Source organism: Pseudomonas sp. Seg1, from assembly GCF_018326005.1.
Lineage (GTDB): Bacteria > Pseudomonadota > Gammaproteobacteria > Pseudomonadales > Pseudomonadaceae > Aquipseudomonas.
The window spans coordinates 4,220,360-4,242,246 of the sequence record NZ_AP021903.1 but is presented as its reverse complement, the minus strand read 5'-3'; the positions used below and the strand labels follow the sequence as shown (position 1 = coordinate 4,242,246).

Sequence of the window (21,887 nt, the reverse complement as noted above, 5' to 3'; positions counted from 1 at the left end):
ACGATCTGTTGCACAATACGCCCCGGACTGTTTTCCCTCAGGATGTTCAATGTTGATTTCCACTCCCATGCGTGTTGTCGGGTTGGCGCTGTTGTTGACCGCTGTTGCCGGCTGTTCGAAAGACAAGCCGATGTATGAGCATGAAAACTTCGATGATTCCGGTACGTTCTCGCGCAATTATCCGGTGACCGACACCGCCAGTTGCGAAGCGGCACGCCGGGCGTTGCTCAGTCAGGGCTACATCATCACCAGCAGCGACCCTAAACTGGTCAGCGGCCACAAGAGCTTCCAGCAGACCGGCGAAACGCACCTGGAAATCAGTTTCAACGTGGTCTGTGCCGAAGATGCCAGTGGCAAGCATCACGCCACGGTGTTCGCCAACGCCCTGCAGGATCGCTACGCACTGAAGAAGACCAACAATTCGGCCAGTCTGGGTGTCGGTGTGCTCGGCTCGGTGTCGATGCCGATCGGCTCGTCGGACGATTCGATGGTCAAGGTCGCCAGTGAAACGGTGACGGCGCAGAAGTTCTATGAGCGCTTCTTTACCCTGGTCGAGCAGTTCTTGCCGGCAGAGACGAAGAAAGCGGCGCACATCGAAGAGAAACCCAAGACCGACCTGGGCGTACCTGAGCCGAAAGCGGCTCCGGCGAATCTGGCGCCGGCTGCTGAAACCGCTCCTGCACCGGCAGCCCCGGCCGTGACCGCACCAGCTCCCGTCGAGACCGCCCCGGTCAGTTCCGAACCGGTTGCGCCGCCAGTGGACGCTACGCCGATCACTCCGGCACCAAGCGCAGAACCTGCGCCGACCACGGAAACCATCACGCCACCGGCTAATCCGACGAACATCCCACCGCCGTCCGAGCCGATTCCGGCGTTGCCTGCCAACGGCCAATAAGCCAACGCCGGGCACCCTTCTGTGGGAGCGGGCTTGCTCGCGAAAGCGGTTGATCAGTCACATCGATGTCGGATGTGCCGACGCTTTCGCGAACAAGCTTGCTCCCACAGTGGTTTCAGGCCTTCTTGAAAAATCCCATGATAAATTCCTGACCGCCTGCTACGTTTTATCCATGAAGGTCGCGTTTCACTATTCCTTCATACGGGCAAGATATGCTCGGGACACAAACGAAGAGAGCAGTAGGGGAATACACAATGGACGACTATCAAGAAGAACTGCTCGAATACCAGGCCTTTGAGCTGGATCCGCCAGAGCCTGCGGAAGACGCGACCGAGCTTTGAGGTTTCAGGCTGTTTTGCGATGACTGCGGCGGAATTCGCCAGGCGTCTGGCTGCTCCAGCGCTTGAATGCTCGCTGGAACGCTTCGGCTGAAGCAAACCCCAGCAGGTAAGCGATCTCGCCAAACGCCAGTTCCGTGTCGCGGATGTAGGTCATCGCCAGATCACGGCGAGTGTCATTGAGGATCGCGCGAAACTGCGTGCCTTCTTCGGCCAGTTTGCGCCGCAAGGTCCAGGTCGGCAGCTTCAGGCGCGCCGCCACTTCCTCCAGATCCGGTTCCCGCCCACCGTTGAGCAACGGACCGAGCAATTGCGTGATGCGTTCGCGCAGGCTGCGGGTGCGGGTCAGTTGTTCCAGTTCCCGTTCACACAGTTGCAGCAAGTGCCGCCAGGTACTCGGGCAGTGTTCGGGGTTGCGCTGGGCGAGGCTGCTCAGGCTCAGGCGTAATTGGTTGCGTTCGGCGCCGAACTGAATCGGGTTATCTCCCAGGGTTGCATAGGCATCGCGATAATCCGGTTCATCGAATTCGATGTCGATGCGCTCGGCGCGCAATGGTTCGCGACCGACGCTGGATAACTGGTGCAGCCAGCCAGCGATGATCGAGTCCACCACAAAGCGGTTGTAGGCGTTGTACGGGCTGATCGAATAGAAGCGCAACCAAGCACCGTTGGCGTCTTCGTGGAAACTCGACTGGCCGCGATAATTGGAACCGTACAACGGCTCGAAACGGATCAGGCAGCGGGCCGCTTCACGCACCGTCGGCGCCTGCGCGGCGGTCACACCGGCCAGTCCCGCCTGGCTCAATCGGCTGAGCTGGCCCATGCGCAGGCCTAATGCCGGATCTTCCGTCAGTTGAATCGCGCTATGGCCCAGACGCATATAACGCGGAATCGACAGCCGTGCTCCGGCCTCGGCCAAACGAGCGGCATCCAGACCGTATTGCTCAAGCAGCGGCTGGGGATCGGCGCCATGACTGCGCACGGCATCGACGAGGCTATGCACGAAACCTACCGACAGATCCCCGAGACGCATCGGTAGCGGCTTCATCATTTACAACCAGATATTCAGCAAACGGGCGCCACGGGCTTCGCCATCGGCGAACTGCTGACCGTTGCTGCTGAGAAAACTTTGACCGGAGCTCGACAGGTCCCAGAACTGCCCGCGCAGAAACACGCTCATGCCGGCAATCGCGCGGCTGCTGGGCGGTTGCGCAGTCAGGGTCAGGCGATGCCATGCCTGACCTTCACTGACCTCACCGGGCTTGAGGCTGACCGAACTCGGTGTGCTCGACCCCTTATAGCCACGCCACGGCTTGTCCCACGTGCCATGGCCGAACACCTGCGCCGGCACCGCAACCAATTGCGCGCCTTGCTCGTCGAGTTTGCGATAGTTGTCCGGATACCAGCTGTCGCTGCCGATCAACACGCCGAGGCGCCCGGCCGGGGTGTCGACGACGTTGATTGTCTGTTCACCGGCCTGGATGACATCACGCTGATCGAACACCGAATGCATCTGCCGTTGCGGCTGGCCGAGGGGCGCACCGTCGCGACCGAATACCACGCTGCTGTTGTAGAGCGCACCGCTGCCGGGTTTGAGCTGACCATCACGGATGCTGGGCTCGGGCAGCACGATCGAGCCGGCTACCAGCGTCACGTGAAATTCCTTGGCCAGACCACCGAACAGGGCCTGGTAATCCTTGGCCATGGATCGCGACTTCATGCGCAGGTGCGCGTCGTTGACGCGGTCGCTGCCCTTGGCGCTGAGCCAGGCGCGGGCGAATAACAGTGGATTGCTCGCCGCCAGCCAGTTCATCGCTTCGGCGAGACTTGGCGCCTGATACAACTCATCTTTCTCGCCGCTGATCATCAGCCAGGTGCCGATGTGTTCCGGCAACACCACCACAGTTTTGTCGTTCAACAGGCCCTGATCCTGCGCTTGCTGCAGATAGGCCGCGAGTTTGCGGTGCAGGCGCTCGGGGCTCTGATAATCGGTAGGGAACAGTTCGGGCTGAATGCCTAGCAGATTGCCACGGTCGGCCGGTGTGCCTTGGTCGACCGCCAGTTTGATGCGCAAGTCCGACAGGTAATGTCCCGCCGGCCGGTCTGCCGCCCACATGGCGTAGGTGGTCAGGGTGGCCACGATGGCCATGGAGAAAAACAGGTACAGAAGTTTGCGCATGAAAACCAACAACAGCCGGGTACAGGGTGTGGCGACTAGGGTAGGGCCCATGGCGCTGGTTGCCAAGGGGCGCTGCGCATTTTGATCATTAACTTGTCAGTTACGGTCATTGAGTGACAGCGATGCGACTCTTAGTCTGTCGAACATGACTGACGGGGGACGTAGAGCTCCCGCAATTTTTCCGTGATCGCTCGTTGTGGAGTTACCGATGACCACCGCTCATTACCCGCACCTGTTGGCCCCGCTGGACCTGGGATTCACCACGCTGCGCAACCGCACCCTGATGGGCTCGATGCACACTGGTCTTGAAGAGAAACCGGGCGGCTTCGAGCGCATGGCGGCGTACTTTGCCGAACGTGCCCGTGGCGGCGTCGGCCTGATGGTGACTGGCGGTATCGGCCCGAACGATGAGGGCGGCGTGTACTCCGGCGCGGCCAAGCTGACTACCGAGGAAGAAGCGCTCAAGCATCGCATCGTCACCCGCGCGGTGCATGAAGCGGGCGGCAAGATTTGCATGCAGATCCTCCACGCCGGACGTTATGCCTACAGCCCGAAACAAGTTGCGCCAAGTGCGATTCAGGCGCCGATCAATCCGTTCAAGCCCAAAGAGCTGGACGAGGAAGGCATCGAAAAGCAGATCAGCGATTTCGTCACCTGTTCGGTACTGGCGCAGACCGCCGAGTACGACGGCGTCGAGATCATGGGCTCGGAAGGTTATTTCATTAACCAGTTCCTCGCCGCGCATACCAACCACCGCACCGACCGTTGGGGCGGCAGCTACGAAAACCGTATGCGCCTGCCGGTGGAGATCGTGCGTCGCGTCCGCGAAGCGGTCGGCCCGAACTTCATCATCATCTTCCGTCTGTCGATGCTCGATCTGGTCGAGGGCGGCAGCACCTGGGACGAGATCGTCACCCTGGCCAAAGCCATCGAGCAGGCAGGCGCGACCATCATCAACACCGGTATCGGCTGGCACGAGGCGCGGATCCCGACCATCGCCACCAAAGTGCCGCGTGCGGCATTCAGCAAGGTCACGGCCAAGCTGCGCGGTTCGGTGAACATTCCGCTGATCACCACCAACCGCATCAACACCCCGGAAATCGCCGAGCAGATTCTGGCCGAGGGCGATGCCGACATGGTTTCGATGGCGCGGCCGTTCCTCGCCGACCCGGACTTCGTCAACAAGGCTGCCGAAGGCCGTGCCGACGAAATCAATACGTGCATCGGCTGCAACCAGGCGTGCCTCGACCACACCTTCGGCGGCAAGCTCACCAGTTGCCTGGTCAACCCGCGTGCCTGCCACGAAACCGAGCTTAACTATTTGCCGGTGCAGCAGATCAAGAAAATCGCCGTGGTCGGTGCCGGCCCTGCCGGGTTGTCCGCCGCCACCGTGGCGGCCGAGCGCGGCCATCAGGTGACCTTGTTCGATTCGGCCAGTGAAATTGGCGGCCAGTTCAACATCGCCAAGCGTGTGCCGGGCAAAGAGGAATTTTTTGAAACCCTGCGCTACTTCAAACGCAAGTTGCAGACCACCCATGTCGAGGTGTGCCTGAACACCCGTGTCGACGTGGCGAAACTGGTGGAAGGCGGTTATGACGAGATCATCCTCGCCACCGGTATTGCGCCGCGTGTGCCGGCGATTCCGGGCGTCGAGAATGCCAAGGTATTGAGCTATCTCGACGTGATCCTTGAGCGCAAGCCGGTCGGCAAGCGTGTCGCGGTGATTGGCGCTGGCGGTATCGGTTTCGATGTGTCGGAATTCCTTGTCCATCAAGGTGTGGCCACCAGCCAGGATCGCGCCGCGTTCTGGAAGGAGTGGGGCATCGACACTCACCTTGAGGCACGGGGTGGTGTCGCCGGGATCAAACCTGAGCCACATGCACCGGCCCGCGAAGTGTTCCTGTTGCAGCGCAAAAAAACCAAGGTCGGCGACGGTCTGGGCAAGACCACCGGCTGGATTCATCGCACAGGTCTGAAGAACAAGCAGGTGCAGATGCTCAACAGCGTTGAATACCTGAGCATCGACGACGAAGGCCTGCACATCCGTATCGGCGAAACCGGCGAGCCGCAGGTGTTGGCGGTGGACAACATCGTGATCTGCGCGGGCCAGGATCCGTTGCGTGAGCTGCACGACGGGCTGGTGGAGGCCGGGCAGAACGTGCACCTGATCGGCGGTGCGGATGTCGCGGCCGAGCTGGATGCCAAACGGGCGATCAACCAGGGCTCGCGTCTGGCGGCCGAACTCTGATTTCCCAGGCCTAGCGTGCCAATGGCTATCGCGAGCAGGCTCACTCCTACAGGTGGACGCATTTCAAATGCAGGAGTGAGCCTGCTCGCGATGGCTGCTTATGAGCGACTAGAATGCTGGCTCTGTCCAGATCGAATCGCCGCTCATGTTTTTGCCTCCCTCCGATTGGCCACCCCAAGCCCCTCTCGAACCACTTCAACTCCACTGGCTCACTGCCGCCAATGTTGAAGTGGCGATCCTGCGCCTGGATCAGATCGATCCGCTGATCAGCGGCAACAAGTGGTTCAAGCTTACCGAACATCTCAAGGCCGCCGAACGGGCCGGTGCCGAAGGCATCATCAGCCTCGGCGGCGCACATTCCAATCATCTGCATGCGCTAGCGGCGGCGGGCAAACGGCTAGGCTTCAAAACGGTCGGGCTATTGCGTGGGCATGCGCAGGAAACGCCCACGGCGAGGGATTTGCAGGCGTTCGGCATGCAGCTGCATTGGCTGGGTTACGGCGGTTATCGGGCGCGGCATGAACCGGGGTTCTGGGCACCGTGGCAGGCGCAATATCCGACGCTGTTTGCGGTGCCAGAGGGCGGCGGTGGATTGCCTGGGGCGTTGGGTTGCGCGGCGCTGAAGGTTCAGGTGGACGCGCAATTGGCGAATCTCGGCTGGAGCGATTACCACGGATGGTGGCTCGCATGTGGCACCGGAACCACTTTGGCGGGGCTGGTGCTGGCGGAGGCGGGTGCGCATCCGGTGTATGGCGCGCTGGCGGTGCCGGAGGATCATGGGGTGGCGCCTCAGATCAAGGCAGTCCTCCACGAAGCTGGAATGGCCAATACAGGGTATGAATTGATTGATGCCAGTCGTGGCGGTTTTGCCAGGGTCGATGCTGGGCTGCTTGAGTTTATCGACCGTAGCCAGCAGGCGAGCGGTATGCTGCTGGAGCCGCTTTACACCGGCAAGGCGTTGCTGGCGCTAAAGAGCCACGTCGAGGCGGGTAGATTTGCCAGCGGCACTCGGCTGATTTTCGTGCATACCGGCGGATTGCAGGGGCGACGGGGATTCGACCGCGTCCCCTGATTGCAGCGTATCTCTGTCATGAGGGGATTTATTGTGGCGAGGGGATTTAGCGAAACGTCGCACCGCCCCGATGGGCTGCGAAGCGGCCCCAAAACTTCAATATGCGGTAAATCAGGACGACCAGTGGTGGCTGAATTGGGGCCGCTGCGCAGCCCATCGGGGATAAATCCCCTCACCACAGGGAATCCAGCATGTTCCAAAAGCGTTTCAGCCGCGTTTGGGCATCATCCGCAACATCGTGTTATCCCTCACCACGTAATGGTGATAGATCCCCGCCAGCGCGTGCAGCCCGATCAGCCAGTAACCGATAGTGGCGATCAGCACGTGCCAGCCTTCCACTTGTTTGGCGAACGCTTTGTCCTCACCCACCAGCAACGGCAGATCAAACCCGTAGAACATCACCTGATGCCCTTCGGCGCTGGTGATCAACCAGCCGAGAATCGGCATGCTGATCATGAACAGGTACAGCGCCCAGTGCATCAGCCGAGCCAGCACGGTTTGCCATTGCGGCGAAGCAGGAAAAATCTGCGGGGCGGGGCCGACGCTGCGGGCCAGCAGGCGAAACCACACCAGCACGAACACGGTCAGGCCGAGCATGTAGTGGGCTTCCTTGATGAGCGTGCGCCCTCCACTGCCCTTGGGGAACAGGCCGCGCAATTCCATGCTGGCGTACACCAGCACCAACAACACCAGCATCAGCCAGTGCAGCAGAACCGATACGGTGCTGTAGCGAGATTCGGAGCTTGTCCACGGCATACGGTGTTTCCTCACAGATCAGCGTCGAAAACGGCCGTTCTTGCGCGACGGCATGTCTTAACTGTAATTCGCTTTGGCGGATTTGCTTGAGACTGATCGGCCTTTCAATGCGCTGGGTCAGGGGGATGGACAATAAAAAAACGCCAGTGTCGGGCAGACACTGGCGTTTTGGCTTTGAGCTCAGACGGTGATCAACTCGATTGCGGCATCTCGCCATTGGCCAGGCGCTTGTTGATGTCAGCGATTACTTCCGGCAGATCGCTGATGGTGTCGATCATGTAATGCGGGCGCGAACTTTCGAACAACGCGTGGATGCGCTTGCGCTCGCTGGCCAGTTCGTCGCTGCCCAGCGCACGGAAACCGGCGTAATCAAGCCCAAGCGCGTTGCCGGAACAGATCAGCGCCACGGTCCACATCCCGGCGCGACGGCCTTCGAGGATGCCCGGTACGGTGTCGTCGATCTTCACGCAAGCGGCGACATCGTCAATACCCAGGGCAATCACGTTGGCCAGTGCCTGCGCCGGCCATGGGCGACCATTGGGTACTTCGTCGGTGGCGACTACGTGATCGGCGACGTAGCCGTTGCTGGCGGCCAGCGCCACGACTTTGTCCATCACCTGTTTCGGGTAGCCGGAGCAGGAACCGATCTTGATGCCCTGTTGGCGCAGGTTGGCAATGGTCTCCAGCGCGCCGGGAATCAGCGCCGAGTGCTCGGCGATTTTCTCGATTTGCAGGGGCATGAAGCGGTTGTAGATGGCGGTGACGTCATCGTCGGTCGGGGTGCGGCCGAACGCTTTGCGATAACGCTCGGCGACTTGTGGCTGATCGCACAGAGTGCGGATGTGATCCCACTTGCCCATGCCCATTGGCCCGCGGGCTTCTTCGATGGAGACTTGGACGTCGAACTCGGCAAAGGCTTCGACGAAAATCTGCGTGGGTGCGAACGAGCCGAAATCGACCACGGTGCCGGCCCAGTCGAGGATGGCGGCTTGCAGCTGGGTTGGGTTGGTGTAGTTCATGGCAAAGATTCCTATGAGAACAAGCTATTCAAAAGGTTCGGCGATCCTGTGGGAGCGGGCTTGCCCGCGATGGGGCACTTTCAGTCGACATTTATGCTGAATGTCATACCGCTATCGCGGGCAAGCCCGCTCCCACAGGGATCAAGTCGGATCAGATTTCGAGGACTTCCATCTCGCGCAGTACTTCGCCCACGGCCGCGACGGCCTGGCGCATTTCGTCCGGGCTGACGTGACCAATGCAGCCAACGCGGAAGGTTTCGACCTGGGTCAGTTTGCCGGGGTAGAGGATGTAACCCTTGGCCTTGACCCGTTCGTAGAAATCCTTGAACTGGTAACGCGGATCTTTCGGCGCATGAAACGTGGCGATGATCGGCGCCTGAATGGCCGCCGGCAGGAAGCTGCGCAAACCCAGCTTGCCCATCTCTTCCATCAGGGCCTGACAGTTGGCGACGTAGCGCGCGTGCCGTGCCGGCAGGCCGCCTTCTTCGTTGTATTGCAGCAAGGCTTCGTGCAGCGCCGCGACCACGTGGGTCGGCGGGGTGAAGCGCCACTGGCCGGTTTTTTTCATGTAGGCGTGCTGGTCGAACAGGTCCATCGCCAGCGAATGCGAATTGCCGGCCGCCGCAGCCAGCGACTCTTTGCGAGCGAAAACAAAACCCATCCCCGGCACGCCTTCCAGGCATTTGCCGGACGCGGCGATCAGCGCATCGAACGGCACGTGCTGCGCATCCACCGGCAGTGCGCCGAAGGAACTCATGGCATCGATGATCAGACGTTTGCCGTGTTGCTGAACAACCTGGGCGATCTCTGGCAACGGATTGAGGATGCCGGTGCTGGTTTCGCAGTGAATCAAGGCGACGTGGGTGATGGAGACGTCGGCGCGCAGCAGACGATCGACGTCAGCAGCGGTAGTCGGTTCGTCTTCAGCGGTTTCGAAGGTACTGAAAGATCGGCCGAGCACTTCGCAGATCTTCGCCAGACGCTTGCCATAAGCGCCGTTGATCAGCACCAGCACTTTGCCGTCGCGTGGCACCAGTGTGCCGATGGCCGCTTCAACCGCGAAGGTGCCGCTGCCTTGCAGGGGCACGCATTCATGGGTCGCGGCGCCATTGAGGATCGCCAGCAGTTGTTCGCAAAGGCTGGCGGTCAGTTGATTGAAGCGGTCATCCCATGACCCCCAGTCGACCATCATCGCCTGGCGGGTGCGGGCCGAAGTGGTCAACGGGCCGGGAGTGAGCAGGATGGGTTCGGCGATACTCATTCGTGTGTCCTCGGATTGCGCTGGGGGATGAAGCTACGGGGCATACGTTGCAATTCGCCGTTGCATCAATCAAATTGTTTGTTGTTATGCCAGCCATCAGTGAGAGTTATTCATGAATCTGTTCCAGCTCCGCGCCTTTGATGCCGTGGCCCGTGAGGGCAGCTTCACCCGTGCCGCCGCGCGCCTGTTTATCAGCCAACCGGCGGTCACCGGACACATCAAGGCGCTGGAGGAGCACTACCAGATCACCTTGCTGCGACGCACTGCGCGACGGGTGGAACTGACGGAGGAGGGCACCAAACTGGCGGCCATTACCCGGGCGATGTTCGGGCTGGCGGAAGAAGCGCAGACGATGCTCGAAGCCAACCGGCAATTGCTCACCGGGCGGCTGGAAGTGGCGGCGGATGGCCCGCACATGGTGATGCCGATGCTCGCCAGTCTGCGTGCGCGCTATCCGGGGATCACGGTCAATCTGCGCTTGGGCAATGCGCAGGAAACCCTGACGGCGCTGTTATCCGAACACGCCGACGTAGCCGTGCTGACCGAAGTCGAACCGCGTAAAGGCTTGCATTTGCAGGCGCTGAGCGAGTCGCGGATTTGCGCGTTGGTGCCGGCAGGGCATCCGTGGGCGGCGCGCGCTTTAGACGTGAAACTCAAAGAGCTGGATCAAGTGATCATGGTGCTGCGTGAGCCGAGTTCGATTACCCGGCGCACGTTTGACCAGGCCTGTACGCAGGCGTCGATCCAGCCGCGGGTGTTGCTGGAACTGGACAGCCGCGAGGCAGTAACGGAAGCGGTGGCGGCGGAACTGGGGGTGGGCGTGGTGTCCTCGGTGGAAGTCAGCCATGACCCGCGAGTGGTAGCGATTCCGATTATTGGCGAGGGATTGGTCAATCGGCACATGATCGGCTGCATGGAGCGGCGACGGGAGTTGCGCTTGATTCAGGCGTTTTTTGGTCTCGCACCAGTCTGATACACCGTGGCGCATTCATCGCTGGCAAGCCAGCTCCTACAGGTTTTTCTGGTGTACACAAAATGTGTGAACGGGCTGAATCCCTGTGGGGGCTGGTAAGCCAGCTCCTACAGGTTTTTCTGGTGTACACAAAATGTGTGAACGGCTGAATCCCTGTGGGAGCTGGCTTGCCAGCGATGGGGCAGGTCCTGATTACACAAGACTCTCCCGGACCATCTCCAGGAAAGTCGCCACCACCCGCCGCGAGCTCTGCTCGCGCAAACACACCAGTGTCTCGGTCAAGCGCCGGGTGCAATCGATGATCGGCAATGCGCACACCCGCGAATCCGCACCAAACTCCGCCGCCGACACCACCCCGACACCAATCCCCACCACCACCGCCTCGCGTGCCGCTTCCCGGCCTTCGACCTGAATGGCCGGGCGTATGCGAAATCCGGCCCGGGCCATTTCCTCTTCCAGCGTCTGCCGCGTCACCGAACCATGTTCGCGCAACACCAGCGGCGTGTCGTCGAGGTCCGCCAGACAGATCGACTCGCGTTCGGCCCACGGATGATTGCGCGACACGAACGCCACCATCGGATCGTTGCGCAGTGGCACGCAGAGCAAGCGCTCATCACTGACATCGCGGCCCAGCAGCGCCAGATCGGCCTGATAGTTGAACAGCCGAAACAGTGATTCATCGGTGTTGCCGGTCTCGATCTTCACGCTGATCCCCGGATAGCGCTCGCAAAATCGCGCGATCTGCGGCAGCACATGCACCGGCGCATCCACCGCCAGAATCAGGCTGCCGGTCTGCAAGGCCTGGGACTCCTGCAACAATTCCTGTGCTTCGGCTTCAATCACAAACAGGCGCTGGGTAATCGCCAGCAAGCGCTCGCCCAGATCCGTCAGGCGTACCGAACGTTTATTGCGATGAAACAGCAGAACGCCGAAGCGTTCTTCCAGTTTGCGCACCTGGTCGGAAATCGCCGGTTGCGTGAGGAAAAGCCGCTCGGCGGCTTTGGTGAAGCTTCCGTGTACGGCCACGGCATGAAACGCTTTGAGCTGAGCGTGGGAGACAGACATGGTGGCTCCTGATTAAACGGTCAGTAACAAGCTGAGCTTATGTGTGAAATACGATAAATCGATTTTATTTATTAAACAGTAATTGCTTTGATCCGCTCACGCCATCGCTGACTGCCCGCTCGGACAGCAGGGTTGGCGATGAGCCTGCGTGTGCAAAAGCAGGACTCATCTGACCGGTATCGCCATAGGGATGGGGTGATATCGCAGTGCTCAACAATAAAAAACACAGGCGTTTACTCAACGATTCTGCCGGCACACTCACACCCTGAGGTCAGAACCACCATGAACAAGCACATCGGCACCATTGCGCGTTGGCGCATGCAGATTTTCGCGATCACCTGGCTTGCATACGCCGCTTTCTACTTCACTCGCAAAGCGTTCTCGGTGGCCAAACTGGGCATCGGCGAAGACCCGACGTTCATGCTCGACAAGATGGCCATGGCCAACCTCGATGCGATCTATCTGGCGGCATACGCCATCGGCCAATTCACCTGGGGCATGCTCGCCGACCGCTTTGGCCCACGGGTCGTGGTGCTCGGTGGCTTGCTGATCTCCGCGGCGGCGGCGCTGGTGATGGGCAGTTTTGCGACGTTGCCGATTTTCGCCACCTGCATGTTGATCCAGGGGTTGGCGCAGTCCACCGGATGGTCGGGCTTGTGTAAAAACCTGGGCAGTTTTTTCCCTTCCGAGCAGCGCGGGCGCGTGCTCGGGTTGTGGAGTTCCTGCTACGCCTTTGGCGGTCTGGTGGCGTCGCCATTCGCCGGTTGGTGGGCGTACACGCTGGTCGGTACCTGGCACGCGGCGTTTATCTCCAGCGCGGTGGTGGTGGCGGTGGTGGCTGTTCTGTTCTTTATCTTCCAGCGCGACAAACCGGAAGACGTCGGCCTGCCAGCGGTGGAACCGGAGCCGGAACTGACTGCTGAAGAGGCCGAAGCCAACAGTAAACTCAGTGTGTGGGAGCCGTTGAAGGAGATCCTGCGCAACCGCACGGTGCTGGTGCTCGGTCTTGCGTATTTCATGCTGAAACCGGCGCGTTACGCGATTCTGTTGTGGGGGCCTGTGATCGTTTTCGAGCAAATGCCCAGCGTCGGCAAGGTTGGCGCGGCGATCATTCCCACGTCTTTTGAACTGGCCGGGTTGCTCGGGCCAATCATGATCGGTCTGGCTTCGGACAAACTTTTCGGCGCCCGGCGCATGCCGGCCTGCGTGCTGAGTCTGTTGGCACTGACCGTGACGCTGGCGTTGTTCATGGGCGCGTTACACACCGGCAGCGTGTTGCTGGTGGTGGCGCTGCTGTTTGTCATGGGCCTGACCCTCTACGGCCCGGACTCGATGATCAGCGGCGCGGCCGCCATCGACTTCGGAAAAGCCAAGGCGGGCGCCACGGCGGCCGGATTCGTCAACGGCTGCGGCTCGGTCGGCGCGGTGCTCGGTGGCTTGCTGCCTGGGTACTTCGATTCGGTGACGGTGTTCATCGTCTTCGCCGGATGCGCGCTGTTCTCGGCGCTGGTGCTGATTCCACACTGGAACAGCCGCCCGGTTGGCCTGATGGAGCCGCGCGCCTCAATTCCCAATTGCCGGCTGACGATCAAACCGCTGCGTACCTGAAAACCCTTGCCTCGTGGCCTGCTGCGGCGTTCGCGGCAGGCTGTGCCGTGGCCCACTGACTGGAGAAAACCCATGAGACCGTTTTGGCTGGAGCAGGCCTTGCAGGCCGATACGTCGGCGACTTGCCCACCTCTGCAAGGCGAAGTCCGCACCGATGTGTGCATCGTCGGCGGTGGTTACACCGGATTGTGGACGGCAATCATGCTCAAGCAACAGAACCCCGAACTCGATGTGCTGTTGATCGAGGCCGACATCTGCGGCGCCGGCGCCAGTGGCCGCAATGGCGGCTGTGCGCTGTCGTGGTCGGCCAAGTATTTCACCCTCGAGCGCTTGTTCGGTGTCGAGGAAGCAGTGCGCCTGGTCAAGGAGTCCGAGCGCAGCATTCACGCCATCGGCGAGTTCTGCGAGCAGTACGGCGTCGATGCCGAATACCGTCTCGACGGCACCTTGTACACCGCGACCAATCAGGCGCAGGTCGGCTCGACAGATGCAGTGATCGCGGCGCTTGAGCGCAACGGCATCAACTCGTTCAGCCAACGTCCGGTCGCCGATGTGCAGCGCATGGCCGGGTCGAGCAAGCATCTGGAAGGCTGGTTTTCGCCAGCGGCGGCCAGTGTGCAACCGGGCAAACTGGTGCGCGGATTGCGCCGGGTGGCGTTGCAATTGGGGGTAAAAATCCACGAAAACACGGCGATGACCGGCCTCGAAGAAGGGCGCCCGGCGCGGATCCAGACGGCGAACGGCAACGTCATCGCCGACCGTGTGGTGCTGGCGATGAACGCGTGGATGGCCCGTGCCTTTCCACAGTTCGAACGCAGTGTGGCGATTGTCTCCAGCGACATGCTGATCACCGAACCGCGTCCGGATCTGTTGCAGGACATCGGTTTGACCAGTGGCGTCACCGTGCTCGACTCGCGGATTTTCGTGCACTACTACCACAACACCGCTGACGGCCGGATCATGCTCGGCAAGGGCGGCAACACCTTTGCCTATGGCGGGCGAATGCTGCCGGTGTTCGATCAGCCATCGCCGTATGCGGGCTTGCTCAAGCGCAGTCTCGGCGACTTTTTCCCGGCGTTTGCCGAAGTAAAAATCGATGCGACGTGGAATGGGCCCTCGGATCGCTCGGTCACCGGTTTGCCGTTCTTTGGCCAGATGAGCAATAGCGGCAATGTGTTTTACGGCTTTGGTTACTCCGGCAGCGGTGTCGGCCCGTGTCACATGGGCGGGCAGATTCTCGCGTCGCTGGTGCAGGGCCTGGATAACCCGTGGACCCGCTCGCCACTGGTCAACGGGCCGCTGGGGTATTTTCCGCCGGAGCCGATCCGTTACCTCGGCTCGCTGATGGTGCGCAACGCCATCCGCCGCAAGGAGCGCGCCGAAGATCATGGCCGGCGCCCCCGGCATCTGGACGTACGCCTGGCGAAATTTGCAGCGGCGGCGGGCAAGGCCGACAAGGGCTGACGGCGCCTACAGGGAGTGCGGCTGATTGAGCAGCCAGTCGAGCAACAAGCTGTCGTCGTGCAGGGGCGGTGTTTTGTGCGGCGGCGGATTGCGCTGGGTGCCCAGGCATAGAATCGGTCGGTCCGGATCGCCATCAAGAAAACTCACCCATACCTCACTGCCTGCACAAGGCAAGTCATCGGGCGCGACTCGGCCGTTGGCTCGGGTCATGGCGACAGGTAGCCAGATTGCATCGCTATCGGCGGTTAACGATGGTTGCGCAGGCCACAATCTGACGGCGACGCGCCCTTGTTCATCGAGTCGTGCCGGTTGCCCCGTTGCGCCAAGCACTTGCGCCAGATGGTAGCCGGCGATGCCGGGGCGCGGTTGTTTGAGCGGCGGGCGGAAGTCGCTTGACCAGGGTTGAGCGGTGAAGTCGTTGTGATAGCGATGTTCGCTCGGACGCGGGTCAAGAATCGATGGGTGCTGACCCTGGTGGCGGATGGAGGTGATCCGCCATTGTTCGTTGAAGCTGTTGATCGGGTGCTCCGTCACCTGCAGCAAATGTCCGCTGAGTAAACCGATGCAGTCGCTGCGACCATTGATCGAACGGTGCTGACAACGTTGGCGCTCCAGGTGGCGACGACTGCGTTGTTCACTGTGGCGTTGTTCCAGTGACGGCAGGGTTGCTTGCGCATTGGCCGGGGTCTGATTGGCGGCCGCTTCTCTGCTTGCCTGCGGCCCTCTATTGCGCACGGCATGCAGCGTCGCAATGGGCGCGGCGTGGTGATGCTGGTACAGCGCGCTGACACTGGGCAACGGCACTTGCGCATCATCGGTGAACGGCAGCAGCGCCGGTTCCTGCGGCAGGCTCAAGCTGTCATCGGCGAACACGACAATGTGACTGTCCGCCCGGTGTTCAAAGTGATAGTGGATGCCTTCCTCTTCGCAAAGCCTGTGCAGCAGCGCCAGATCGCTTTCGTCGAACTGGATGCAGAACGGCCGTGCCGGGTAGTGGCCCACGGTCATTTCAATCCGATAGCCATCGTCAGGCAGGGTATTTTCATCGAGCAACTGCTGCAGGATCTGCGGCACGCTCAGTTGCACGAACACACGCCGTTTGCTCGGTTGCGCCAACTTTTGCAGGGCTGGCACCACAACAAGTCGGTAGCCGATCCGGTGAGTACCGCGGTGTTCGCAGCTGGCACTGTGGACCACGCCGTGAATCCCATGCTGGTCGTCCAGGCGCAGAAACACGGGTTGCTGCAACAATGCGCCCGGCGTCACGGCGGGCGCCAGGCCAATCAGTTCGATGTCGAAGCGATAGGGCTGGTTGAGCGCTTCCTCGCCGTGAAAGCGCAATACCGGCAGGCACAATCCGCTATCAGTCAGGGTGAGGGTGAACGGACTTTCCTTGTCATTGAGCATTCGCACAGGCTCTGTCAGGCAATACGGGTCTCAGAGGGTACGAAACCCCAGCGCGGAATGGTTATGTCAAAGGGGTTTTTCAGAATCGCCCTACAAGCTCTGGTGAAGAAGTCGATTCCACATCGGATTTTTTTGGTCGATTGCCGACTTTAGGCCGTATAAACTGGCCGGCACGCGTCGGCCAATAGATGTCTCGGCGCCACAGATCAAGAGAGTGAGTAATGGGCGCACAGTGGAAGGTTAAACACAAAGAAGCGGCAGCCAACGCCAAGGGCAAAATCTTCGGCAAACTGGTGAAAGAAATCACCATTGCTGCCCGCAACGGTGCCGATACCACCACCAACGCACACCTGCGTCTGGTGGTCGAACAGGCCAAGAAAGCCTCGATGCCGAAGGAAACCCTGGATCGCGCCATCAAGAAAGGCGCCGGTCTGTTGGGCGAAACCGTGCAATACCATCGCGTGACCTACGAAGGTTTTGCCCCGCACCAGGTGCCGCTGATCGTCGAGTGCGTGACCGACAACATCAACCGCACCGTCGCGGAAATCCGCGTGGCGTTCCGCAAGGGCCAGTTGGGGGCTTCGGGCTCGGTGGCCTGGGACTTCAACCATGTGGGCATGATCGAAGCGTCGCCGGACACCCCGGACGCCGATCCGGAAATGGCCGCGATCGAAGCCGGTGCCCAGGATTTTGAACCCGGTGAAGAGGGCGCGACCCTGTTCCTGACCGATCCGACCGACCTCGATTCGGTGCAGAAAGCCCTGCCGGAACAAGGTTTCACCGTGCTGTCGGCCAAGCTGGGCTACCAGCCGAAGAACCCGGTCAGCGGCTTGAGCGATGAGCAGATGGCTGAAGTTGAAGCGTTCCTTGAAGGCCTCGACAACCATGACGACGTGCAGGATATGTTCGTCGGTCTGGCTGGCTGATTTGTTTCAAAACTGACCTGTGGCGAGGGAGCTTGCTCCCGCTGGGTGGCGAAGCCGTCCCAAAGCGACGACTGCTGCGCAGCCGAGCGGGAGCAAGCTCCCTCGCCACAGGGTTTGTATTAATCAGAGATTTTGCAATTGCTGCACGACCTCACTGAACCCCGGCCGCGCCAGCACATCCGCCTGACAGCAGCGCTGCTCCAGTACTTCCAGCACCGCACGCCGCTCATCGCTCAGCCCTGAGTCGATCCGCGCCAGCAGTTCCCCAAGCAAAACCCCGAACGCCCTTACTTCGATGCGTTGCAGCGCACGCGTTTCGAGGTTATCCGTGGTGGCATGAAACGACGCCGCGCCGAAATCCCCCAGTAAACACTCACCCTGATCGTTCAACAGAATGTTGTGTCCATAGAGATCGCCGTGGGTGATGCCTTGCTGATGCAGATGCTCGGCCGCCGCAGCGATGCCCTTGGCAATGCTCAGCGCCACCTCGGCGGTGAAGCGGCAATCCTCGGCATAGACATCCCGCGAGCATGACGCCAGGCTCGGCAATGCCGCGAGGTTGCGAAAGCTCGGATCAATCAGTTGCATCACCAGACCCTGTTGGCCGTCGGGATGGCCATGAATACGACCTTCCACGCGAATCAGATTCGGGTGCAATCCTGCGGTGATGCAGGCGTTCATTTCATACAGCGGTGAGCCGTCGCTGGTCATCTCGCCTTTGTACAGTTTCACCGCGACCGGCTGCTGCGAGACGTCGGCGCGTTGCCAGATCGCCCGGGAAATCACCCCAGAGGCGCCTTCGCCCAGTTGTTGCTCCAGACGCAGCGCCGACCAGTCGATCAGCGGTGTGGCTTCAAGGGCGGCGGCATCGGCCTCGGTTTCCAGCGGATTACCCGCGTAGGCCAGCCACGTCAGGCTCGGCAATGTCAGCAGCGCCGGGGGCAACTCGGTGAGGCGGTTGGCGGCGATGCGGATCAGTTCCAGGCGATGACAACCGCTTAAAGATGCGGGCAGCGATTGCAGGCGATTGCCCGCCAGCATGAGTTTTTGCAGGTAAGGGCGCTCGCCGAGTTCGTCCGGCAGGGTTTCGATGCAGTTGTCGGTGAGGATCAGCCAGCGCAGTAAGGGCGGCAGCGCTGCGCCGGGCACCTCGACGATGCGGTTGGCCTTGAAGCCGATCATGCTCAGCGCAGCGCATTGGCCGAGGCAGGCTGGCAGTTCGGTGAACTGGTTGTCGGAGCAGAACAGCACACGCAGCCGGGTCAGGCGGTGCAGATCATCCGGCAGGCTGCTCAAGGCGTTGCCGCTGAGATTGAGCACCTCAAGGGTGTCGGCCAGGTCGAAGATCTGCGACGGGAACTCGGTCAGGCCACAGGCCAGATCCAGCCGTGTAATGCCCGACAATTCGCCGGCGCGCAATTGAGCAAGGGTATGCATGAAGGTATTCGCAATAGAGGGTCGCTGAGAATGGGCGACATGATAACGGCAGATGCCTGCCCGGCGCAGACCCGAGTGCGAAACTGCGCTGAAACCCTACAAGTAGTGTGCGGTGGTTGTCAGGTGCTGCAACTGGCCCAGTCGGCTGCGGGTGCGGGCCAGGTCGATGGCGTCGCCCGCCAGGCTTTCATGCAACGGCAGTCGACTCAGCAATGTCAGGTGTTTGTCCTGGTCGTACAGCACGTCGATCAGGTTGATGAAGCGTTGTTGTGTGGCGATCGAGCACCCGTCCAGTAGCGGCAGGTGGTCGATGATCCAGTGGTCGAAACGCCGACACAACTCCAGATAATCCATCACGGCCGTCGGCTGTTCGCACAGATCGGCGAAGGTAAAAACCACACGTCGATCGTCATGCAGCCGCGCCTGAAACGGCCGATTGCCGACCACTAACGAAATGGCTGGCGCATTCTCTGCTGGCAGACTCAAGGCCTGACGCTGCGCTGACGTGGCTGGCCACACGTACTGGCCCTGAGTGAACAGTTGATGCGCATGGTTGTGCGCCAGAGTGCGGTAGTCGTGCGGGCCGCCCACTTCCATGACCTGCATGCGCGCGTTGATCAGCTCGATCACCGGTTTGAAACGCGCGTGATAGAGCGGATTGGGCAGCAAGCCTTGAGGCGGATAGTTGGAGGTCAGCAACAGCAGAATGCCGCGCTGGAACAACGCCTTGAACAACCGCGTGATGAGCATCGCATCGCCAATGTCATGCACGTGAAACTCGTCGAAACACAGCACCCGACAGTCCTGCAACAGCTCGTCGAGGGTGATGGCCAAGGCATCGTCCTCCCGGCGATGGCGGAACATGCCCTGATGCAGTTGCGCAAAGAATTCATGGAAATGCAGGCGCCGCTTCTGCGTGATCGGCAGTGCCTGAAAAAAGCCATCCAGTAACCAGCTCTTGCCGCGTCCGACCGCTCCGTGCAGATAAAGGCTCGGCGGGGTGTGCGTTGACGCGCCGAACAGCAGGCTGGCCTGCTGCGCCATGCAATCGATCACTCGCTGCTGGGCATGGCTGAGGGTGTAGCCCTGGCTGCGAGCCTTGTTGCCGAAGTAATCGCGGATCGACTGCGCACTGGCGTCATGCCCCGCGCTGGCGGGCAGGCCTCTGCCGAACAGGCGGCGCAACGCCGGCCAGCGCTGGGTCAGTGGTGATCGTTTCGGCGGTTGGGCGGGCACGCTGCGTCACTCCGAGTCATCAATCCGGCGCCCGGGAGCGCGGCGGCACAGTGTAACCAGACGTGCAACGGACGCTCCAGTGCCGTCGCTGGAAAGTGGGCGGTCAGTGAACAATATTGTGCGGCGCGTACAGCTATTTTCAGCGAGATAATTCCGCCTGTGGCCAATCTTTCGAAACATATCCCGTTCTGTCCATGGATCCAATTGACTGGCGCAATCGCCGTCCGTTGCTAACCTGAAACACAGTAACGACAACGCAAGCGATCGCTGACAAGGAACCGGGTAGTGAATCTACGGGTGGTCATGGGCCTGCTGGGTGCGTGTGTTGCACCCGTGTACGCGGCGGATCTTCAGGTCGAGGTACGTGTCGACGTGCAGCGTGGCTGCCAGTTGATCGGCCAGCAGCGCGAGGCCGGTATCGAGCAGCTCGGCGTGCTTGATTTCGGCAGTACCGCGCGCCTCGACGACCCGGCCGGGCCACTCGGAGCGGCCTTGACCAATCAACGGCTGCCGCGCCTGGAATGCAACCCGGACACGCCTTATCAGTTGCGCGTCGATGGCGGTTTGCACGGCGGTGTCGGGGAAGTCCGTTACATGGCCGGGGCGGCTGACAGCAAGCCGATTCCGTACCGCTTGTATCAGGACGCCGCGCGTCGTATGCCACTGGTGGTGGATGTACCCGTCAGCGGTCGAGTGCCGGACACGGGCACCGTGGAGCTGCCGTTGTATGCGCGGATCGAGCGCCTGGCGGAGGTTCCGAAGGTCAGTCGTTATTCGGACCTGGTCAAGGTGACGGTGACCTGGTGATCGCCAGGTTGTGATTGGCAATCCGCCGGATGCGGATTGTGCAAGGAAGGTGTTCAGCAATGAACGTGGTGGTTGAGCCATTCCTCAAGGAGCAGGGACGGACACAATGACAGGCAAGTACTGGATGGTCGTGGCGGCAGGTACGCTCGCGTTACTCGCTGACGACGCACAAGCGGCGGTGAGCGGGCAGATTCATGCGCGGCTGATCCTCATTGCCGGCTGCGAAGTGACCAACACCAGCGACCCCGCCAGCCCGGTCAGCGATCTGGGCAAGCTTGACTTCGGACTTCAGGGCCCGACCTGGAACGCACCGATCAAGGCCAGCCTCGATGGTGACAGCAGTGGCAGACTGAATGTCGCCTGCAACCCTTCGGTCACCGGTTTCACCGTCAGCATCGACGGTGGCGCCCATGGTGACGGCAACACCCGGCGCCTGAGCAACGGCCGCCAGACCATTCCCTATCAGTTGTTTCTCGATGCCTCCGGCAGTCAGAGCTACAGCATCGGTCAACAACACAATTTCGCTGTCACCAGCGGTGCGCAGATACCGATCCCGGTATTTGGCTCGGTGGTGGCGAATACCCGCGCGGTCCCGGCAGGTGTCTATACCGACACCCTGACGGTGACGCTCGACTGGTAACCCCGTAGAGGACGGAAACCATGCGTATGTATGCATCAAGGATAGGTTTGTCGTTGCTTGGTCTGGCACTGGTTTCCAGTGCCCATGCCGCCACCACTGTCACCGGCCAGATCACCTCGAGCCTGATCCTGACCAGCAGCTGTCAGGTCAACGGCGCCGGAGGCTCCACCGGTCTGAACTTCGGTGCGTTGAACTTCGGCACCGCCAACAGCCTGTTCACCACGGCCACCGGGCAAGTGCTGGGCGGTGGTGGCGGGGCGTTGTCGATTCTCTGCTCCAGTGGCACCACACCGACGGTCAAGGTCCGGGCGGGCTCCCATGACGGCATGTCACCGGGGGGACGCGCGCGCTGTACGACGGCGTCGCCAATTATGTGCCGTACGACTTGTACACCGACGCCGGGCATTCGCAGCTGTTGGCGATTGACGGCACGATCAATCTGGCCGCCAGCACCGGCGTGGCGCAAACGGTGAATATCTACGGTCAAGCGGTGGGCAAGGCCGGTTTGCCGGCAGGGACCTACACCGACACTGTCGCTGTTGAACTGACGTTCTGA

At 61.0% G+C, this 21,887-nt stretch carries 18 protein-coding genes and 1 pseudogene; 10 read left to right on the top strand and 9 right to left on the bottom strand.

The genetic code is table 11. The annotated features are described in order from the left end of the window. The first annotated feature begins 49 nt into the window (after positions 1-49). Positions 50-895 carry a DUF2242 domain-containing protein gene (locus KI231_RS18985; protein WP_212809572.1) on the top strand — a complete coding sequence of 282 codons (846 nt, stop codon included), beginning with the start codon at positions 50-52 and terminating at the stop codon, positions 893-895. Between the two features lie 345 nt (positions 896-1,240). On the opposite strand, the gene KI231_RS18980 is transcribed toward KI231_RS18985, so the two are convergent. After that, positions 1,241-2,281: an AraC family transcriptional regulator gene (locus KI231_RS18980; protein ID WP_212809570.1), complete on the bottom strand. Its 1,041-nt coding sequence runs from the start codon at positions 2,279-2,281 to the stop codon at positions 1,241-1,243. Positions 2,282-2,284: 3 nt separating this feature from the next. Then, positions 2,285-3,412 carry a carbon-nitrogen hydrolase family protein gene (locus KI231_RS18975; protein WP_212809569.1) on the bottom strand — a complete coding sequence of 376 codons (1,128 nt, stop codon included), beginning with the start codon at positions 3,410-3,412 and terminating at the stop codon, positions 2,285-2,287. A 208-nt stretch (positions 3,413-3,620) separates the two neighbouring features. Between KI231_RS18975 and KI231_RS18970 the strand changes: the two genes are divergently transcribed. Together KI231_RS18970 and KI231_RS18965 are read left to right on the top strand one after the other, a co-directional pair. Beyond that, positions 3,621-5,660, top strand: a complete 2,040-nt coding sequence (locus KI231_RS18970) for an oxidoreductase (RefSeq protein WP_103305237.1) — start codon at positions 3,621-3,623, stop codon at positions 5,658-5,660. Between the two features lie 145 nt (positions 5,661-5,805). Beyond that, entirely contained in the window at positions 5,806-6,732 is a 927-nt protein-coding gene (locus KI231_RS18965; RefSeq protein ID WP_212809567.1) for a 1-aminocyclopropane-1-carboxylate deaminase/D-cysteine desulfhydrase, read from the top strand. 207 nt (positions 6,733-6,939) lie between these two features. On the opposite strand, the gene KI231_RS18960 is transcribed toward KI231_RS18965, so the two are convergent. From KI231_RS18960 to KI231_RS18950, 3 genes are all read right to left on the bottom strand, one after another. Further along, on the bottom strand, positions 6,940-7,488 hold the full coding sequence (locus KI231_RS18960; RefSeq protein WP_212809566.1) for a cytochrome b: 549 nt from the start codon (positions 7,486-7,488) through the stop codon (positions 6,940-6,942). A gap of 191 nt (positions 7,489-7,679) precedes the next feature. Continuing rightward, positions 7,680-8,507, bottom strand: coding sequence for a phosphonoacetaldehyde hydrolase (gene phnX, locus KI231_RS18955; RefSeq protein WP_212809564.1), 828 nt, complete (start codon positions 8,505-8,507; stop codon positions 7,680-7,682). A 151-nt stretch (positions 8,508-8,658) separates the two neighbouring features. After that, on the bottom strand, positions 8,659-9,768 hold the full coding sequence (locus KI231_RS18950; protein WP_212809562.1) for a 2-aminoethylphosphonate--pyruvate transaminase: 1,110 nt from the start codon (positions 9,766-9,768) through the stop codon (positions 8,659-8,661). A gap of 112 nt (positions 9,769-9,880) precedes the next feature. Here KI231_RS18950 and KI231_RS18945 point away from each other — a divergent pair, with 112 nt between their 5' ends. Then, complete coding sequence (locus KI231_RS18945) at positions 9,881-10,741, top strand: LysR substrate-binding domain-containing protein (RefSeq protein WP_212809560.1); 861 nt, start codon at positions 9,881-9,883, stop codon at positions 10,739-10,741. Between the two features lie 192 nt (positions 10,742-10,933). Here the strand turns inward: KI231_RS18945 and KI231_RS18940 are convergent, their stop codons facing one another. Next, complete coding sequence (locus KI231_RS18940; protein ID WP_103305243.1) at positions 10,934-11,806, bottom strand: LysR family transcriptional regulator; 873 nt, start codon at positions 11,804-11,806, stop codon at positions 10,934-10,936. Between the two features lie 282 nt (positions 11,807-12,088). Here KI231_RS18940 and KI231_RS18935 point away from each other — a divergent pair, with 282 nt between their 5' ends. Both KI231_RS18935 and KI231_RS18930 read left to right on the top strand, forming a co-directional pair. Then, the gene (locus KI231_RS18935) at positions 12,089-13,414 is read left to right on the top strand and encodes an MFS transporter (protein ID WP_212809558.1); all 1,326 of its coding nucleotides are present in this window, start codon (positions 12,089-12,091) and stop codon (positions 13,412-13,414) included. A 72-nt stretch (positions 13,415-13,486) separates the two neighbouring features. Next, positions 13,487-14,878, top strand: coding sequence for an FAD-dependent oxidoreductase (locus KI231_RS18930; RefSeq protein WP_212809556.1), 1,392 nt, complete (start codon positions 13,487-13,489; stop codon positions 14,876-14,878). A 6-nt stretch (positions 14,879-14,884) separates the two neighbouring features. Here KI231_RS18930 and KI231_RS18925 read toward each other — a convergent pair whose 3' ends face one another. Continuing rightward, a complete protein-coding gene (locus KI231_RS18925) occupies positions 14,885-16,285 on the bottom strand; it encodes a type VI secretion system Vgr family protein (RefSeq protein WP_212809554.1) in 1,401 nt (466 codons plus the stop codon). A gap of 221 nt (positions 16,286-16,506) precedes the next feature. Between KI231_RS18925 and KI231_RS18920 the strand changes: the two genes are divergently transcribed. Further along, positions 16,507-17,211 (top strand): YebC/PmpR family DNA-binding transcriptional regulator, encoded by a 705-nt coding sequence (locus KI231_RS18920; protein WP_038362748.1) that lies wholly within the window; start codon positions 16,507-16,509, stop codon positions 17,209-17,211. Between the two features lie 123 nt (positions 17,212-17,334). On the opposite strand, the gene KI231_RS18915 is transcribed toward KI231_RS18920, so the two are convergent. Together KI231_RS18915 and zapE are read right to left on the bottom strand one after the other, a co-directional pair. Further along, positions 17,335-18,648 carry a leucine-rich repeat-containing protein kinase family protein gene (locus KI231_RS18915; protein WP_212809552.1) on the bottom strand — a complete coding sequence of 438 codons (1,314 nt, stop codon included), beginning with the start codon at positions 18,646-18,648 and terminating at the stop codon, positions 17,335-17,337. A 96-nt stretch (positions 18,649-18,744) separates the two neighbouring features. Continuing rightward, the gene (gene zapE / locus KI231_RS18910) at positions 18,745-19,884 is read right to left on the bottom strand and encodes a cell division protein ZapE (protein ID WP_212809550.1); all 1,140 of its coding nucleotides are present in this window, start codon (positions 19,882-19,884) and stop codon (positions 18,745-18,747) included. Between the two features lie 285 nt (positions 19,885-20,169). On the opposite strand from zapE, the gene KI231_RS18905 reads away from it, so the two are divergent. The 3 genes and pseudogenes from KI231_RS18905 (at position 20,170) to KI231_RS18895 (ending at position 21,887) form a co-directional block, all read left to right on the top strand. Further along, on the top strand, positions 20,170-20,691 hold the full coding sequence (locus KI231_RS18905) for a Csu type fimbrial protein (protein ID WP_502937183.1): 522 nt from the start codon (positions 20,170-20,172) through the stop codon (positions 20,689-20,691). 106 nt (positions 20,692-20,797) lie between these two features. Beyond that, a complete protein-coding gene (locus KI231_RS18900) occupies positions 20,798-21,331 on the top strand; it encodes a Csu type fimbrial protein (RefSeq protein WP_103305250.1) in 534 nt (177 codons plus the stop codon). A gap of 20 nt (positions 21,332-21,351) precedes the next feature. After that, a pseudogene (locus tag KI231_RS18895) lies at positions 21,352-21,887 on the top strand (Csu type fimbrial protein).

Coding starts and splice junctions, on each gene's coding strand:
- KI231_RS18985 (WP_212809572.1), top strand. CDS start 50: ATGTTGATTTCCACTCCCATGCGTGTTGTCGGGTTGGCGCTGTTGTTG.
- KI231_RS18980 (WP_212809570.1), bottom strand. CDS start 2,281: ATGAAGCCGCTACCGATGCGTCTCGGGGATCTGTCGGTAGGTTTCGTG.
- KI231_RS18975 (WP_212809569.1), bottom strand. CDS start 3,412: ATGCGCAAACTTCTGTACCTGTTTTTCTCCATGGCCATCGTGGCCACC.
- KI231_RS18970 (WP_103305237.1), top strand. CDS start 3,621: ATGACCACCGCTCATTACCCGCACCTGTTGGCCCCGCTGGACCTGGGA.
- KI231_RS18965 (WP_212809567.1), top strand. CDS start 5,806: ATGTTTTTGCCTCCCTCCGATTGGCCACCCCAAGCCCCTCTCGAACCA.
- KI231_RS18960 (WP_212809566.1), bottom strand. CDS start 7,488: ATGCCGTGGACAAGCTCCGAATCTCGCTACAGCACCGTATCGGTTCTG.
- phnX (WP_212809564.1), bottom strand. CDS start 8,507: ATGAACTACACCAACCCAACCCAGCTGCAAGCCGCCATCCTCGACTGG.
- KI231_RS18950 (WP_212809562.1), bottom strand. CDS start 9,768: ATGAGTATCGCCGAACCCATCCTGCTCACTCCCGGCCCGTTGACCACT.
- KI231_RS18945 (WP_212809560.1), top strand. CDS start 9,881: ATGAATCTGTTCCAGCTCCGCGCCTTTGATGCCGTGGCCCGTGAGGGC.
- KI231_RS18940 (WP_103305243.1), bottom strand. CDS start 11,806: ATGTCTGTCTCCCACGCTCAGCTCAAAGCGTTTCATGCCGTGGCCGTA.
- KI231_RS18935 (WP_212809558.1), top strand. CDS start 12,089: ATGAACAAGCACATCGGCACCATTGCGCGTTGGCGCATGCAGATTTTC.
- KI231_RS18930 (WP_212809556.1), top strand. CDS start 13,487: ATGAGACCGTTTTGGCTGGAGCAGGCCTTGCAGGCCGATACGTCGGCG.
- KI231_RS18925 (WP_212809554.1), bottom strand. CDS start 16,285: ATGCTCAATGACAAGGAAAGTCCGTTCACCCTCACCCTGACTGATAGC.
- KI231_RS18920 (WP_038362748.1), top strand. CDS start 16,507: ATGGGCGCACAGTGGAAGGTTAAACACAAAGAAGCGGCAGCCAACGCC.
- KI231_RS18915 (WP_212809552.1), bottom strand. CDS start 18,648: ATGCATACCCTTGCTCAATTGCGCGCCGGCGAATTGTCGGGCATTACA.
- KI231_RS18900 (WP_103305250.1), top strand. CDS start 20,798: ATGACAGGCAAGTACTGGATGGTCGTGGCGGCAGGTACGCTCGCGTTA.